15 protein-coding genes are annotated in these 15,807 nt (G+C 75.6%); 7 read left to right on the forward strand and 8 right to left on the reverse strand.

Translation table 11 applies throughout. From position 1 onward, the window contains the following. Positions 1 to 10 precede the first annotated feature (10 nt). Positions 11 to 574, reverse strand: coding sequence for a DUF1707 and FHA domain-containing protein (locus tag ABGB06_RS24875; protein ID WP_347593096.1), 564 nt, complete (start codon positions 572 to 574; stop codon positions 11 to 13). Positions 575 to 828: 254 nt separating this feature from the next. Here ABGB06_RS24875 and ABGB06_RS24880 point away from each other — a divergent pair, with 254 nt between their 5' ends. The 4 genes from ABGB06_RS24880 to ABGB06_RS24895 all read left to right on the forward strand — a co-directional run bounded on the left by ABGB06_RS24880 (position 829) and on the right by ABGB06_RS24895 (position 4,683). Then, positions 829 to 1,770: a GNAT family N-acetyltransferase gene (locus tag ABGB06_RS24880; protein WP_347593098.1), complete on the forward strand. Its 942-nt coding sequence runs from the start codon at positions 829 to 831 to the stop codon at positions 1,768 to 1,770. Between the two features lie 459 nt (positions 1,771 to 2,229). After that, a complete protein-coding gene (treZ, locus tag ABGB06_RS24885) occupies positions 2,230 to 4,032 on the forward strand; it encodes a malto-oligosyltrehalose trehalohydrolase (protein WP_347593100.1) in 1,803 nt (600 codons plus the stop codon). 31 nt (positions 4,033 to 4,063) lie between these two features. After that, positions 4,064 to 4,309, forward strand: a complete 246-nt coding sequence (locus ABGB06_RS24890) for a type II toxin-antitoxin system prevent-host-death family antitoxin (RefSeq protein WP_347593102.1) — start codon at positions 4,064 to 4,066, stop codon at positions 4,307 to 4,309. Continuing rightward, positions 4,309 to 4,683, forward strand: coding sequence for a type II toxin-antitoxin system VapC family toxin (locus ABGB06_RS24895; RefSeq protein WP_347593104.1), 375 nt, complete (start codon positions 4,309 to 4,311; stop codon positions 4,681 to 4,683). Before ABGB06_RS24890 ends, ABGB06_RS24895 begins: the two co-directional genes overlap by 1 nt. A 19-nt stretch (positions 4,684 to 4,702) precedes the next feature. Here the strand turns inward: ABGB06_RS24895 and ABGB06_RS24900 are convergent, their stop codons facing one another. From ABGB06_RS24900 to ABGB06_RS24925, 6 genes are all read right to left on the reverse strand, one after another. Then, entirely contained in the window at positions 4,703 to 5,329 is a 627-nt protein-coding gene (locus tag ABGB06_RS24900) for a LysE family translocator (protein WP_347593106.1), read from the reverse strand. 168 nt (positions 5,330 to 5,497) lie between these two features. Continuing rightward, a complete protein-coding gene (locus ABGB06_RS24905) occupies positions 5,498 to 6,073 on the reverse strand; it encodes a kinase (RefSeq protein ID WP_347593108.1) in 576 nt (191 codons plus the stop codon). Between the two features lie 10 nt (positions 6,074 to 6,083). After that, the gene (locus ABGB06_RS24910; RefSeq protein ID WP_347593110.1) at positions 6,084 to 7,283 is read right to left on the reverse strand and encodes a hypothetical protein; all 1,200 of its coding nucleotides are present in this window, start codon (positions 7,281 to 7,283) and stop codon (positions 6,084 to 6,086) included. A 372-nt stretch (positions 7,284 to 7,655) separates the two neighbouring features. Beyond that, on the reverse strand, positions 7,656 to 8,384 hold the full coding sequence (locus ABGB06_RS24915) for a type 1 glutamine amidotransferase (protein WP_347593111.1): 729 nt from the start codon (positions 8,382 to 8,384) through the stop codon (positions 7,656 to 7,658). A 23-nt stretch (positions 8,385 to 8,407) separates the two neighbouring features. Beyond that, on the reverse strand, positions 8,408 to 9,112 hold the full coding sequence (locus tag ABGB06_RS24920; RefSeq protein WP_347593113.1) for a response regulator transcription factor: 705 nt from the start codon (positions 9,110 to 9,112) through the stop codon (positions 8,408 to 8,410). Next, positions 9,109 to 10,485, reverse strand: a complete 1,377-nt coding sequence (locus ABGB06_RS24925; RefSeq protein ID WP_347593115.1) for a histidine kinase — start codon at positions 10,483 to 10,485, stop codon at positions 9,109 to 9,111. Before ABGB06_RS24925 ends, ABGB06_RS24920 begins: the two co-directional genes overlap by 4 nt. A gap of 220 nt (positions 10,486 to 10,705) precedes the next feature. Between ABGB06_RS24925 and ABGB06_RS24930 the strand changes: the two genes are divergently transcribed. From ABGB06_RS24930 to ABGB06_RS24940, 3 genes are all read left to right on the forward strand, one after another. Beyond that, complete coding sequence (locus tag ABGB06_RS24930; RefSeq protein ID WP_347593117.1) at positions 10,706 to 11,398, forward strand: ABC transporter ATP-binding protein; 693 nt, start codon at positions 10,706 to 10,708, stop codon at positions 11,396 to 11,398. Beyond that, positions 11,395 to 13,803: an FtsX-like permease family protein gene (locus ABGB06_RS24935; RefSeq protein ID WP_347593119.1), complete on the forward strand. Its 2,409-nt coding sequence runs from the start codon at positions 11,395 to 11,397 to the stop codon at positions 13,801 to 13,803. Before ABGB06_RS24930 ends, ABGB06_RS24935 begins: the two co-directional genes overlap by 4 nt. A gap of 83 nt (positions 13,804 to 13,886) precedes the next feature. After that, the gene (locus ABGB06_RS24940; RefSeq protein WP_347593121.1) at positions 13,887 to 15,365 is read left to right on the forward strand and encodes an MFS transporter; all 1,479 of its coding nucleotides are present in this window, start codon (positions 13,887 to 13,889) and stop codon (positions 15,363 to 15,365) included. Here the strand turns inward: ABGB06_RS24940 and ABGB06_RS24945 are convergent. Beyond that, on the reverse strand, positions 15,355 to 15,723 hold the full coding sequence (locus ABGB06_RS24945) for a VOC family protein (RefSeq protein ID WP_347593123.1): 369 nt from the start codon (positions 15,721 to 15,723) through the stop codon (positions 15,355 to 15,357). The two genes, ABGB06_RS24940 and ABGB06_RS24945, sit on opposite strands and share 11 nt — an antisense overlap. Positions 15,724 to 15,807 lie beyond the last annotated feature (84 nt).

Consider the following 15,807-nt stretch of genomic DNA (forward strand, 5'->3'; position numbering starts at 1 on the left):
CACGGCGCGGTCAGACCTCGCGGCGGGACGCGAGCAGGAACGACATCGCGCCGAAGCTGACCTGGTCGCCGGGCCGCACCCGCACCGCGTCGGTGACCCGGCAGCCGTTCACCCAGGTGCCGTTGGCCGAGCCGAGGTCGCGCAGCGTCCAGCCGGAGGCGGAGCCGCACAGCTGCGCGTGCCGCCGCGACACGCTGGCGTCGTTCAGCCGCAGCCCGGAGCCCGAGGCGCGGCCTATGGACAGCGGCAGCGGTCCCGGCGCCGGCAGCACCAGTTGGGGCAGCCGCTCCGACTTCCAGGCCCGGCGCAGCCGCCCGTTGAACGCGGCGATCCGGGTGACCGTCGTCATCAGCCAGCCGCCCTGCTCCGGCAGGGGGTCCGCCTGCGGAAGATCGCTCAGGACGGCGTGCAGCTCCTCCAACCGGGCGGCGGCCAGGACGAGTTCGACCCGGCGGACGAAGGTGTCCTGGGACACCCTGCCCGCCACCACGCTCTCCCGGAGCACGTCGAGCGCCCGCTCCCGATCCGCGTCCGACACGCGCGGGGAATGAGCGCTGTACTCGACCGGGTTCATACCCAAATTCTCCGTGACCGGGCTCCTTCGTGTCCAGACACGGAGCCGGTCTCGGCCGGTCCCGGCCCGCCACCGGCCCTAAACCGCGTGGCGTGCGTGGCCGAACGGGGTTACCGTGTCCGCACGCCCGCCGGGTCGAGAAAGGAGGCGTCGCCATGGTCAGCAGCACCCTCGCGCGCTTCCGTCGCCCCCGCACCGGGCGTTCCTCGGGCTGACCGGAAGCGCGACATCCGCTTTCGGAAGGACCCTTTTCCATGACCAATCTGGTCATTCGCGCGCTCGTCGAGGACGAGGCGCGCACCGTTTTCGACTCCCTGACCCCCTCCCTGCCCGACGCGGGGCTGGTCGGCCGGGCCATGGCCGAGCCGCCGAACAACACGTACCGGACGGGGGCCACCCCCGGCGGCTACCGGCCCGAGTGGACCTGGGTCGCCCTGCGCGACGGCGAGGTCGTCGCGCGGGCCGCGTTCTGGGCCGGTCCCGAGGACGACGCGCCGGTGGCGCTCGACTGGTTCGACTTCACGGACCGGGAGGCCGCGGTCCGGCTGCTGCGCGAGACGCCGCTGCGGGCCGACTACGAGCTCATCCTGCCGCCGGACTGGCACGACGACCCCGCCGCCCGGGCGGCGGCCGAGGCCCGGATCGACGCCGCGGCCGAGGCCGGCTACCGGCCGCTGGTCGAGCGGTACCAGTACGCCTGGACCCCCGAGCACGGGCTGCCCGAGCGTCCCGGACGGCTGGTCTTCCACCCCGACGCCGACGACGAGGCGTTCCTGGACGTGCTGCGCCGGGTGCACTCCGACACGTTGGACGGCCACGCCAGGCGCGCGGTCGCCGCCGGCGGGGTGGAGCTGGCCGCCCAGGAGGAGCTGGACTTCTTCCACTGGTGCCCCTCGCCGCGCGACTGGTGGCGGCTCGCCGCCACGCCGGACGGCGAGCCGGTCGGCCTCCAGGTGCCGGTGCGGGTCCCGATGGGATACGCGGTCGGCTTCATCGGCGTGGTGCCCGAACAGCGCGGCCACGGCTACGGCTACGACCTGCTGGTGGAGTGCACCCACCAGTTGGTGGAGCTGGGTGCCGAGCGGATCGCGGCCGCCACCGACGTGGGCAACGTCGGGATGGCGGCGGCGTTCGCCCGGGCGGGCTATCCGGTGGTGCAGCGCCGGTTCTGCATGACGGCACCCGCGGCGCCCTGAGCACGCGCCTCGGCTTCGCCGAGGACCCCGGGCCGTACGGCCGCGGCACGTCGCGACCGTACGGGGCGGGGCGGCGCCGGGTATCGCCCCGGCGCCGCCCCGCCCGCGGGCGTTCGGTCAGCCGCTCCGCCGCCCAGCGTCCTCCCGACGGCCGTCCGCTGCCGGACGCGGGATCGGGCACCGTGCGCCGGTCGGGTCGCACCGGACCACCGGCACCAGGGTCGGTCCGGGGCGGGTTCGGGAGTTCCCCGTCACCGCCGGGAGCCCCTCGGCACGGGGCGGACGGTCTCCGGTTCACGTAGGCGCCGCCGCGGAGGTGGTCCAACCCGCGGTCGCGGTCGGGCCACCGGTCCGCGCGGCGGTCCGCCGGGCCCGGGCGGGGCCACGCCGGGCGTGCCGACCTGACCGTCGGTCCGGTCCTGCTGCCCGGAGGCGGGTCCTGCGGGGAGGATGGTGCCCATGGACACCGAGACGGGTGCCGGCCCGGATGCCGGTGCGGGGCCCGCGCCGGCCAGCGGCCCGCGGGCGTTCGAGGTCTGGGCGCCGCGGGCCGGCCGGGTGACGCTGCTGCTGGCCGGCCGCCCGCTGCCCATGCGGCGGGCGGCCGGCCGGCCCGGCTGGTGGCGGGCCGAGGCGCCGGCCGAGCCGGGCACGCGGTACGGCTTCGCGCTGGACGACTGCCCGGCGCTGCCGGACCCGCGCGCCCGGCGCCTGCCGGACGGGCCCGACGGGCTGGCCGCCGTCGTCGATCCGGCGACCCACGCCTGGCGCCACCCGTGGGCCGGGCGCGGGCTGCCGGGCGCGGTGCTCTACGAGCTGCACGTCGGCACGTTCACCCGCGAGGGCACCTTCGACGCCGCGGCCCGCCGGCTGGCGCACCTGGCCGAACTCGGCGTCAGCCACGTGCAGTTGATGCCGGTCTGCCCGTTCCCCGGCCGGCACGGCTGGGGATACGACGGGGTGGCGCCGTGGGCGGTGCACGAGCCGTACGGCGGCCCGGCCGGGCTGGCCCGGTTCGTGGACGAGGCGCACGGCCACGGCCTCGGCGTGGTGCTGGACGTGGTCCACAACCACCTCGGCCCGTCCGGCAACCGACTGCCGGAGTTCGGCCCCTACTTCACCGACCGGCACCACACCCCGTGGGGCTCGGCGGTCAACCTCGACGGCCCCGACGCGGCGGAGGTGCGGGCGTACTTCGTCGGTAGCGCCCTGGCGTTCCTCCGCGACCACCGGCTGGACGGGCTGCGCCTGGACGCCGTGCACGCGCTGCTCGACGAGAGCGAGCCGCACTTCCTGGCCGAGCTGTCCGCCGCGGTGGACGCGCTCGCCGCCGAACTGGGCCGGCCGCTCTTCCTGATCGCCGAGTCCGACGCGAACGACCCGATCACCACCACGCCCCGGGCGGAGGGCGGCCGGGGCCTGCACGCCCAGTGGAACGACGACTTCCACCACGCCCTGCACGCCGCGCTCACCGGCGAGTCCCAGGGCTACTACGTCGACTTCGGACGGGCGCCGATGGCCGCCCTGGCCAGGACGCTGACCGGCGCGTTCTTCCACGCGGGCGAGCATTCGACGTTCCGGGACCGGCCGCACGGCCGGCCGCTGGACCGCGCCGCGACCCCGACGGGCCGGTTCGTCGGCTACGCGCAGACGCACGACCAGATCGGCAACCGCGCCCTGGGCGACCGGCTGGCCGCGCTGGCCGGCCCCGAACGCGCCGCGCTGGCCGCCGTGCTGGTGCTGTGCGGGCCGTTCACGCCGATGCTGTTCATGGGCGAGGAGTGGGGCGCCGCCACTCCCTGGCAGTACTTCACGGACCATCAGGAGCCGGAGCTGGCCGAGGCGGTGCGGGCCGGCCGGCGCCACGAGTTCGCCGCCCACGGCTGGGCGGAGGGCGACATCCCCGACCCGCAGGACCCGGCCACCCGGGACCGCTCCTGCCTGGTCTGGCCGGCGGACCCGGCGGCGGAGTGGTTGCTGACCTGGCACCGCCGGCTGATCGCCGTCCGGCGCGAGCACCTGCCGCCCACGCTGCGCCTGTCCGACGTCGAGGTCCGGTTCGACGAACCCGACCGCTGGCTGGTCGCCGAGGTCGGCCCACTCACCCTGGCCCTCAACCTGGCGGACTCCCCCGCCGCCCTGCCGCTGCGCCGCACCCCCGCGACCCTCCTCGCCACCACCCACCGCTGCCCACCCCCGGACGCCGATGGCCGCCTCCGCCTCCCCCCGCGCGCGGCGGCGGTGCTGCGCGGGGTGGACTAGACTTGGTCCACTACGGGCGGAGGTGCCCCCTATGGACCGCATGGCACGGCAGTACAACGTGCACGAGGCGAAGACCCACCTGTCCCGCATCCTGGAGCAGGTGGAATCCGGGGACGAGGTGGTGATCAGCCGCGCGGGCCGACCGGTGGCCCGGCTCGTCCCGGTACACCGGGGCGCCCACCTCGCCAGCTACGGTTCGCTGCGCGGGCAGCTGGAGATTCCCGAGGACTTCGACGAGCTGCCCGACGACATCGCCGACGCCTTCGGGATGCGCTGATGCGGCTTCTGCTCGACACCCACGTGGTCCTGTGGTGGCTCACGTCCAGCCCCGACCTGCCGGAGCCGGTCCGCGAGGCGATCGGCGCCGAGGACCTGGCGTTCGTCAGCGTCGCCTCCGTCTGGGAGGCGGGGCTGAAGCAGTCCCTCGGCAAGCTCCCCGCTCCGCAGAACGTCGCCGCGCGTATCGCGGAGAGCGGCTTCCAGGTGGCGCCCATCACCGCGGCGCATGCGATCGAGGCCAGCGACCTGCCGTGGCACCATCGCGACCCGTTCGATCGGATCATCATCGCCCAGGCCCGGGTCGAGGGGCTGACCCTGGTCACCCAGGACCGTTTCATGGCGAAGTACGACGTGCCCCTGCTGTCCGTCTGACGGCTCGGCGCTCGCCCGTTCAGGACTCGACGGCCATGCGGACGCCCAGGGCGATCAGGACGGTGCCGGAGACCTGGTCGAGGCGGCGGCGGACGCCGGGGCGGGAGAGTGCGGCGCGCAGCCGGCCGACGCCCCAGACGTAGGTGGCGTAGTAGCCGATCTCGAAGACCGCCCAGATCGCGGCCAGCGCGACCATCGTCGGCAGTTCCGGCGCGCCCGGAGGCACGAACTGCGGGAGGAACGCCATCGCGAAGACGCCCACCTTGGGGTTGGCGAGGTTGAGCAGCAGCCCGGCCCGGTAGCTGCGCCAGCCGGAGTGCCGCTCCGGCCGTTCGGCCGTGGCCAGCGTCACCTCGGTGCCGTGCCGGCGCGCCGCCCGCAGGGCCTGGACGCCGAAGCCGAGCAGCACCACCGCGCCGAGCACCCGCATCACGTCGTAGGCCATCTCGGACGCGGCGAGCAGCGCGGTCAGCCCGAACGCGGCGAAGACGCCCCACAGGAAGACGCCGCTCTCGTTGCCCAGCACGGTGAGCATGCCCGAGCGGCGGCTGTGCAGGGAGTTGCGGATGATCAGGATGGTGCTCGGCCCCGGCGAGGCGGCGATCAGCAGGCAGGCGACGAGGAACGCCGGCAGATGGCTCAGCATGGCGCCATCCTGCGCGCGGGCGCGCGCCCGCACCACTCGTTTTCCGGCGCGCGCCCCGCCCGGGCCCTCGACGGCCGTCGGCCTCGTCGGAAGCCGAACGGCCGGCTGGGCACCCGGTACCTGCTGGCCATCAGGCCCTTCGCGCCCTCGCCGGGGCCGGGCCGCGGTCTACGGGGCCGTCGTCCGGGTGGCGGGCGCGGAGGGATCGGCGGGCGAGGGGGCCAGTCCGGTCTCCCGCAGCACCCGGTCCACCGTGTCGACCAGGGTGCTCGACTCGGGAAGGACGGTCTCGACGCCGCCGGTCAGCAGGTCGAGCGGCTGGTACCAGTCCCGCATCTCCGCCTCGCCGTACTCGGCCGCCTGCGGCTTGGTGGCGTGGCGTCGCAGCGTCTCGTCGAACGACACGTCGAGGTAGTAGTGGTGGGTCCGCCCCCGGTGGTCTCGGCGCAGCGCCTCGAGCATGGCCCCGTAGTGCGCCGCGTAGAGGATTCCCTCCACGACGACGTGGTAGCCGCGGTCGAGTGCGTAGCGGGCGACGGTCGCGATGAGTCCGATGTTCGCGCCGTCGGGGACGTCCCGTTCGCGGAGCACCACCCGCCGCAGGTTGTCCTGGCCCACCAGCGCCATGCCGCGTCCGTACCGTTCGCGCACCCGGGCGGCGACGGTGGACTTGCCCGAGGCGGAGTTGCCGCGGAGCACGATCAGTCGAGTCGTTGCCGAACCCACCACCGAACTCGCTGCCATGCGCGCGACCCTACCGCCCGTCTCGGGCCCATCCGGCCGCGGCGAGGATCGCCTCGGCGGTCTCCTCGACGGTGCGCGCGTCGGTTTCCACGCGCAGGTCGCCGAGGGCGGCCCGGTCCAGGGCCGCGGCGTCCGCCGCCGCCAGCTCGGCGACGCGCCGCAGGTCGGCCGTGGGCCGCCCGAGCAGCGGGTCGCCCGGTTGGGCCCAGCTCCCCTCGCCGCGCCCGCGCAGCAGGATCCGGTGGGTGAGCTGGTCGGGCCCGGCGTGCAGCCGGCACACCGTGACGGTCGCCGCGGGCAGCGCGGCGGTGTACGTCGCGACCGCCGCCGCGTCCTCGGCCGGGCCGACCATGACGAGGCACTCGGCCCCGGCCGCCCGCGAAGTCCGCCACAGGGCCGCCGCGTTGCGGGCCTTCAGCCGGTGGCGGCCGGGATCGCCGGCCGCGGCGGGTGCGCGGAAGCCCAGCTGGTCGAGGTCGACGTACGCCGCGGTGCGGCCGGCACGCAGCAGCCGCAGGTAGGCGGCGAAGCCGGCTGTCGACTTGCCGACTCCCGTCGGCCCGCACAGCCACAGGACCGGCCCGTCGGCGTCGGACCCCGCCGACGCGGTCGGTGCCGCCGGCGCGGGCGGACCGGTGAGGGCGGGCCAGCCGCCCGTGCGCTCCCGTACCAGCCGTGCCACCTCGGCCACCGGCAGCCCGCTCGTGTCCACGCCCGCCTCGGCGAGGCCGGCCGCGTCCAGAACCTCGGCGTCGCGCAACCCGTCCGACAGCAGGTCGAGGCCGCCCTGGCGCCCGGCGAGCCGGCGCCGGAGCTCGTCGGGCCCGGTGCGGAGGCGACACAGCGTCAGCGCCGCCCACGACAACGTCCCCGGCGGCACGCCGCGGGCGGTGTCGACGACGCCGGAGACCACGACGCAACGGGCCCCGGTCGCCACGAACCCGGCGACCACGGCGTCGAGGTTCCGCGCCTGCATCCGGTGCCGGCCGGGGTCCGAGGCGGGCTCGGGGTAGTGGATGCCCAGCTGGTCGATGTCGACATAGGCGGTCTCGACGCCGGCCCGGACGAGGTCCTGGTAGATCGCCCAGGCGACCGTCGTCTTCCCGACTCCCGGCGGGCCGTACAGCCACAGCACGGGCGTCGCCACGCGGCTCACCGGCGCGCCCCCGCGTTCCGCGGGGCGGGCCGGGTAGAGGGGCGCGACGGACACGGCAGGCGGTCGAGGAAGGCCATGGCCCGGATTCTCGGGGCCGCCCCCATCCGGCGTCGACGGGTTTTCCGGCGACGCCCGGCTGACCCGGGCCGGGGCCGGGCTCGACGTGGTGGTGGCCGTGATGCCGAGCGGGCAGGGATCCCCGCCGGACGACGACGCGCGGGCCCGTGGCCCCGGGCCGCCCGGATGCCGGTGACGACACCGGATCAGGCACCAGTCGTCGGGCGGACGTGGCGGCGAAGCGGCTCCTCCGCGACGGCGCGGCAGCCCCGTGCCGCCGGGTCCAGCCCGTGCGCCCACATCCCACTCGGGCCCCGGCCACGCAGCGGCGCGCTCCCGGACACCGCCCGCGCTCGTGACGACGCCCGATCAGGCACCAGCCGCCGCGCGGACGACGGCGGCGAAGCGGTCGGCCACGGTGCGCCAAGCCACGACGGCGGCCGACTCGTCCGCGACGGCGCGGCGGTGCAGCGCCGCCGGGTCCAGGCCGTGCGCCCGGACCCGGCTCGGGTCCCAGCCGCGCACCCGGTCGGCGGCCACCTCGGGATGGAACTGCACGCCCCAGGCCGCGCGTCCGACGCGGAACGCCTGGTACCGGCAGGCCGCCGTCTCGGCCAGCCACGTGGCGCCGGGCGGCAGCGCGGTGATCGCGTCCACGTGCCGCTCGATCGCCGGGGCCGGCGACACCAGGTCGCGGAACAGGGGGTCCCCGGCGGCCTCGGGCCGCAGGGTGATCGGCGTGCTGCCGATTTCCGGCCGTCCGGTGTTCGCGGCGACCGAGCCGCCGGCGACCTGGGCGAGCAGCTGCCCGCCGAGGCAGATGCCGAAGACGGGCACGTCCGCCCGCAGCGCCGCCGCCACGAGCGCCCGGGTGGCCGGGAGCCACGGGGCCCGCGCGTCGTCGTCCGGCATGAACCCACCGCCCAGCACCACGACCGCGTCGCGGCCCGCCGGATCCTCGGGCACGGTGTCCCCGTCGAACCCGCGCACCACGTCGAGCGCGACCCCGGCCGCGGCCAGCCAGTCGCCGAACCGTCCGGCGTCGCCGCGCGGGGTGTGCTGCACGACCACCGCCCGCGCCGGCTCGTCGTTTCGCACCCGTCTCTCCCTCCACCCGATCTCTACGACGGGTCGGCCGGCGGGCCGCCACCGCCCGGGGTGATCAGCCCCGACTCGTACGCCAGGATGACCGCCTGGACGCGGTCGCGCAGGCCGAGCTTCGACAGGATGCGCCCGACGTGCGTCTTGACGGTGGTCGGGCTGAGGAACAGGCGGTCGGCGAGTTCGGCGTTGCTGAGTCCCGTGGCGAGCAGGCGGAGCACCTCCAGCTCGCGCGGCGTCAGGTCGACCAGCTCGCGCCGCGGGGCGGCGGGTTCGTCGCGGTGCGCGAAGCGCTCCACGAGGCGGCGGGTGATGGTGGGCGCGAGCAGGGCGTCGCCGGCCCGCACCAGGCGCACGGCGGCCACCAGGTGTTCGGGCGTGACGTCCTTGAGCAGGAAGCCGCTGGCGCCGGCGGTGAGCGCGGCGTAGACGTAGTGGTCGAGGTCGTAGGTGGTCAGGATGATGACCCGGGTGCCGTCCGGGCCACCGGCCGCGCCGCCCTCGGCGAGGAGCCGCCGGGTGGCCTCGATGCCGTCCATCCCCGGCATCCGGATGTCCATCAGCACGACGTCGGGCCGGGTGCGGCGCACCGCCGCGACCGCCTCGGCGCCGTCTGCCGCCTCGGCCGCCACCTCGATGCCGTCCGCGGCCAGGATCATCCCGAATCCCGTGCGCACGAGGGCCTGGTCGTCCGCGATGACGGCGCGCAGCGGTGGTCCGCTCACGGCTTCTCCACGCCCTCGCCCGTATCCGGTCCGGGGACGCCGTCGTCCTCGTCCGTGCTCCGTCCCGTACCGCCGGCGGGCCACGGCACCCGCGCGGTGGTCCGGTAGCCGCCGCTGAGGGTCGGGGTGGCGGTCAGCTCGCCGCCGTAGACGGCCAGTCGCTCGCGGAGCCCGAGCAGCCCGCGGCCGTTGCCGTCGGCCGGTGGGGCGTCGCGCCGGCCGCCGGTGTCGGTGACCTCGATCTCCAGCACGTCCCCGGCCTGGCCGATGGTGACGGCGGCACGCGCGCCGGGCGCGTGCTTGATGGTGTTGGTCAGCGCCTCCTGAACGACGCGGTAGGCCGTGAGGTCGACGCCGGGGGGCAGCGGTTCCGCGGGCAGCGACACCGCGGCCCGCACCGGCGTTCCGGCCGCGCGCACCCGTTCGATCAGGGCGTCGAGCCGGTCGAGTCCGGGCTGGGGCTCCAGACCGTCGGGCCGCTCGTGGTCCGGCGCGGCCAGCAGCCCCATCACGTGCCGCAGTTCGGCCATCGCGGCCCGGCCTCCGGCCTCGACGGCCAGCAGCGCCTCCTTCGAGCGCTCGGGCGCCGTGTCCATCACCTTGCGCGCCGCGCCCGCCTGGATCACCATCACGCTCACATTGTGGGTGACCACGTCGTGCAGTTCGGCGGCGATCCGGGAGCGTTCCTCGGCGACGGCCCGGCGGGTGGCCTCCTCCTGGGCGTGTTGCAGCCGCGCGTACCTGTCCCGGCTCGCGGCCAACTGCCGCCGCCAGAACCGGGCCAGTGCGGCCAGTCCGCCGGCGACCAGCAGCACCATGCCCGGGCTCGACCAGCCGGGAAGCGTCGGCGCCGATTCCTCGAACGCGGCGCCGGCCAGCACCGAGCCGACGACCAGCAGCGCCACCGCCGCCACCCGGTGACGGCTGTGCTCGACGGCCGAGTAGGCGCCGATGACGCAGGTCAGCACGTTGATCCAGGACGCGCCGTCCCCGGCGAGGGCCACCGTGGCGACCAGCACCACGGCGAACGCGGCCAGCGGATACCGGCGCCGGGCGAGCAGCGGCAGCGCCGACAGCACCACGAGCGACCAGGACGGGTGCGGAGGCTCCTCCCGAACGGCGTCCGATACCCACGGGTCATCGGGTCCGGGCGGGGGCACGGGCTCGGGCCGCGGCTCGGGCGCGGAACGGTCCTGGAGCACGACGCTGCTGTCGGGGTAACGCGCCGCCACGATCAGCGCGATGACGGTCAGCACGACGGCGAGTGCCAGATCGGCGCGCAGCGCCCCGCGCGACAGCGGGGCCGGCCGCGGCTCCGGGCGGAGCGCGGCCCGCAGGTCCTGACGCCGGCCGGGCCGGTCCTCCGTGTCCACCGGCCCATTGTGCTGCCCGCCCTGCCGGGCCGCATCAGCCTGTGCGAGCAGGGGGTTGTCCTTCCGGAGTACGTCGCCGGGAGGAGACCGCGGCGGGATCCTCCGCGCGGACGGCCGGATGTCGGTGCCGTGGCCGACGCGCCCGTGCGCCGCCCGCCCCTACGTTCCTGGGGCCGGCACCACCAGCAACTCCCCGCGACCGTGAGGACGGACGACTCCCATGACCCCCGTGATCGAACTGGCGAACGTGGCCAAGCGCTACACCAGCTCAGGAGCGCCCGTGCTCGGGCCGCTCGACCTAGCCGTCGCCCCGGGCGAGGCGCTCGCCGTGACCGGCCCCTCCGGCAGCGGCAAGTCCACGCTGCTGAACCTCGTCGCCGGCCTGGACCGGCCGACCGAGGGCTCCGTGACCGTGTCCGGCGAGCGGCTCGACCGGCTGAGCGAGCACGCGCTGGCCCGGTTCCGGCGCGAACACATCGGGATGGTCTTCCAGTTCTTCAACCTGCTGGACGACCTCACGGTCCTGGACAACATCCAGCTCCCCGCCCAGCTGACCGGGACGGCGCGGCGGACGGCGGCGACCCGCGCCGCCGAGCTGATGGAGGCGCTGGGCATCCAGAAGCACGCCCGCGCCTATCCGGGACGGCTCTCGGGCGGCGAACGCCAACGAGTCGCGGTGGCCCGGGCGCTGGTCAACCGGCCCGCGCTGCTGCTCGCCGACGAGCCGACCGGCGCCCTGGACACCGCCTCGGGCGAGGACGTGCGGGAGTTGCTGGTGGAGCTGCACCGCGGCGGGCAGACCCTGGTCCTGGTCACCCACGACCTGGCGCTGGCGACGGCGTGCGCGAGCCGCACCATCCATCTGGTCGACGGGCAGCCGACCCGCGACGCACGCGCGGCGGTCGTCCGATGACCGGCTTCGGCACCGGTGCGCTGGGCCGGGTGGTGCGCTCCGGGGTGGGCCGGCGCCGGGTGCAGACGCTCGTCATCGCGCTGGCCACGGCGATGGCCGTGGCCGCGGCCGTGGTCGCCGGATCGCTCGTGGTCGCCGCGAACGCGCCGTTCGACCACGCCTTCGCGGCGCAGCAGGGCGCGCATCTGACCGCGGAGTTCGACGCGGACAGGGTGAGCGCGGAGCGGTTGGAGGCCACCGGCGGGCTGGACGGCGTCACCGCGACCGCGGGCCCGTTCCCGGCCACGACGATCAGTCCGGTGGACGCCGCCGACCGGCCGCTGCCGCCGATGAACGTGGTCGGGCGTTCCGAGCAGCACGCCGACGTGGACGACCTGGACCTGAGGTCGGGACGGTGGCCGACGGGGCCGGGCGAGATCGTACTGTCCGCCTCGTTCGAGGGGCCCGCCATCGAGGTCGGCGCCACCCTGCGTGCCTCGGAGGCCGCGGACAGCCCCATCCTGACGATCGTCGGCATCGCCGTCTCGGCCAGCGAGACGGCCGACGTCTGGGCGACCCCCGACCAGGTCGAGGCACTGGCCTCGGCGGACACTCCGGTCACCACGCAGATGCTGTACCGCTTCGACTCCGCGGGGACGCGGGGCGAGATGGCGGACCGCAGGCGGGAGGTCGCCGCCGCCGTGCCGGACGGGGCGCTGCTGGGCGGCCAGTCCTGGCTGGACACCAAGCGCGCGGCCGACCAGGGCGCCGCGGTGACGATCCCGTTCCTGGTCGCGTTCGGCGTGCTCGGCATCACGATGTCCGTGATCATCGTCAGCAGCGTGGTCAGCGGCTCGGTCGGCACGGGCCTGCGCCGGATCGGCATCCTCAAGGCCATCGGGTTCACGCCGCGGGAGGTCGTGGGCGCCTACGTGGTCCAGGCGCTGATCCCGGCCGCCGCCGGCATCGCGGTGGGCGTGGTGCTGGGCAACCTGATGGCGGTGCCGCTGCTGGAGGACACCGAGCAGGCGTACGGCAGCACCTCGCTCACGGTGGCCTGGTGGGTGGACGTCGTGGTGCCGGCCGCCGCGCTGCTCGTCGTCGGGATCGCCGCGCTGGTGCCGGCGCTGCGGGCCGGACGGCTGCGCACGGTCGAGGCGATCGCGGTCGGCCGCGCGCCGCGCACCGGACGCGGCCAGTGGGCGCACCGGGTCACGGGACGGCTGCCGCTGCCCCGGCCGGTGACCTACGGCCTCGCGGCGCCGTTCGCGCATCCGATCCGCACGCTCGCGATGCTGCTCGCGGTGGCCTTCGGCACGGTCACCGCGACCTTCGCCGTGGGGCTGGCCACGTCGCTGAGCGAGGTCGGCAAGGCGCAGGACCCCGAGGACCGCGCCGAGGTCACCGTCACCACCACCATGCCGCGAGGGCCCGCGCCGGGTGGCGAGCTGGGCGGGGCTCCCCCGCCGGGCGAGGCCGGCGCCGTGCCCGGCGGTCCCTCGGACGCCGAACGGGCCGATCCGGCCGAGGTACGCGCCGCGATCGAGGCCCAGGAGGGCACCGCCTCGTACTACGGCCTGGGCCACGGCGACGTCACCGTGTCCGGGGTGTCCGGCAGGATCCAGGCCAGCTTCTACCAGGGCGACACGGGTTCCGGCAGCTACGAGATGATCGACGGCCACTGGATCGACGGACCGGGGCAGATCGTGGTGCCCACGGGCTTCCTGGAGCGGACCGGCAGCGAGATCGGCGACCGGGTTGAGGTGACGTACGAGGGCGAGACCCGGACCCTGGAGATCGTCGGCGAGGCCTTCCACACCTCGGACGACGGCCTGGCCCTGCACACCGAGGTCGCCAGCTTCGACGCCGCCCGTCCCGACGCCTTCCTCGTGGACGTGGAAACGGACGTCTCCGCCGACGAGTACGCGGAACAACTCGCCGCGGCGGTCCAGCCGCTGGGCGGCGACGCCATGGCCAACTCCGCCTCGGAGGCGGAGACCATGATCATCATTCTCCAGGCGATGGCGACGCTGCTCACCCTCATGCTGGTCTCGGTGGCGGGTCTCGGCGTGCTCAACTCGGTCGTCCTCGACACCCGGGAACGCGTCCACGACCTCGGCGTCTGCAAGGCGCTCGGCATGACGCCCCGGCAGACCGTGACCCTGGTGCTCGCGTCGGTGGCCGGGATCGGCGTGCTGGGCGGCCTGGTCGGCGTGCCCGCCGGGTACGCGTTGCACGGCTACGTGCTGCCGGTGATGGGCCGCGCCGCGGGCACGAACCTGCCGCCGAGCATCCTCGACGTCTACCCGACGCCGTGGCTGGTCCTGCTCGCCCTCGCGGGCGTCCTGATCGCCGTGCTGGGCGCGCTGTTGCCCGCCGGCTGGGCGGCCAGGGCCCGCACCGCGACGGCCCTGCGCACGGAGTAGCCCGAGGGACCCCTGGCCCGGGCTGTGAAGCCTGGGCCAGGGGCTTAGCGTGGGGGGATGGGCGCGATCACCGAGGGGGGACGATGACCGGCCTCGGCGCCCGGCTCCTCCGCCTCCGGCGCCCGGGCCGCTCCCCGGCCCCGGCCCCGGCCACCCACTTCGACCGCCGGCTGATCCTGCCGATGCTGTTCGGCTCGGTGCTCAACCCGGTGAACTCCTCGATGCTCGCCGTCGCGCTCGTCCCCATCGGCGTGGCCTTCGGCGCGCCGCCGTCCCGGACGGTGTGGCTGGTCTCGGCGCTGTACCTGGCGACGGCGGTGGGCCAGCCGGTGCTGGGCCGGCTGGTCGACCGGTACGGGCCCCGGCGGGTGTACCTCGCGGGCACGTCGCTGGTGGGTCTGGCGGGCCTGTTGGGCGCGGTCGCCCCTTCCCTGGAGGTGCTGATCGCCGCCCGGGTGCTGCTCGGCTTCGGCACGTGCGCGGCCTATCCGGCGTCGATGTACCTCATCCGCGCCGAGGCCCGGCGCACCGGCCGCGACAGCCCGGGCGGCGTGCTCGCGGCGCTCTCCGTCGCCAACCAGACCGTGTCCGTCGTCGGCCCCACGCTCGGCGGCCTGCTGATCGATGTGGGCGGCTGGCGCGCCATCTTCACCGTCAACGTCCCGCTGTCCCTCGCCTGCCTCGTCCTCGGCGCGCTGCGCCTGCCGAGGGGAACGCCGCTGGCGGACGACGCCGGCAAGGGCGCCGACGGCACCGACGCCGACGTGCGGCGGCCCGCCGGCCTGGACCTGGCGGGCATGGCGCTGTTCGCGGCCCTGCTCACGACGCTGCTGCTGTTCGTGATGACCCCGCGCGCCGACCTCTGGTACCTCCCGGCGCTCGGCGTGGCGGCGGGCGCGGGCCTGGTGGCGCGGGAGTCGCGGATCGCGGAGCCGTTCCTCGACCTGCGGGTGCTGGGCGGCAACCTGCCGCTGCTGGCCACGTTCCTGCGGCAGGTGCTGACGTACACCACCTCCTACGCGTTCCTCTACGGCGAGACCCAGTGGCTGGAGGACGGACGAGGGCTCAGCCCGTCCGGGGCCGGGCTGGTGCTGCTGCCGATGTTCCTGTCCGCGATCACCGCCACGGCCCTCAGCGCCCGGCGCCGGGCGGTGCGCGGCAGTCTGGTGCTGGGCGCCTCGGGCCAGCTCGTCGGCTGCGTGCTGCTGTTGCTGGTCCACGCGGAGAGCCCGATCTGGCTGCTGGTCACCATCGCGCTGATCGTCGGCGCGCCCCAGGGCCTCAACGGGCTCGCCAACCAGAACGCGCTGTACTTCCAGGCCGATCCGGCCCGGATGGGCTCCTCGGCCGGCCTGCTCCGGACGTTCACCTACCTCGGGGCGATGGCGGCGGCCGCCGCCACGGCCGGGTTCTTCGGCCACCGTGCCGACACCGCGGGCCTGCACGAACTGGCGATCTTCCTGATCGCCGTGGCCACCCTGCTGCTCGCCGTGGTCCTCCTCGACCGCTCCCTCGGCCGCATCGGCCGCGACGGCGCGAGCGGAGCCGACGTCAGGTCCTGACCAGGCAGAAGGGGTGTCCGGCCGGGTCGGTGAGGACTCGCCACCGGTCGCCGCCCGGCTGGTGGTCAGGCCGGTCCGCGCCCAGTTCCAGCAGTCGGGTCTCGGCCTCGGCCAGGTCGTCGACCGCGAAGTCGAGGTGGAGCTGCTGGGGGACGGTCCCGTCGGGCCAGCGCGGGGCCCGGTGGTCGTCGACGCGTTGGAAGCCGAGGACGAGCCCGTCCGCCCGGCGGACGGCGGCGAAGTCGGCGTTCGACTCCGGATCGGGTTCGAGGCCCGTGGCCTGCTGGTAGAACGCCGCCAGCGCCACCGGGTCCGGGCAGTCGAGGGTGATCGCGGTCAACGTCATGCGCGGCGGCACGGAACCTCCTGGCCGGTCGGCCGGACCGCGGACGGGAGCCGTGATCCGGGTGCGCACGGTAGTGCGGCGCCGGGGCGCCGGGCA

It is taken from the genome of Streptomyces sp. B6B3 (assembly GCF_039871525.1).
Classification (GTDB): domain Bacteria; phylum Actinomycetota; class Actinomycetes; order Streptomycetales; family Streptomycetaceae; genus Streptomyces.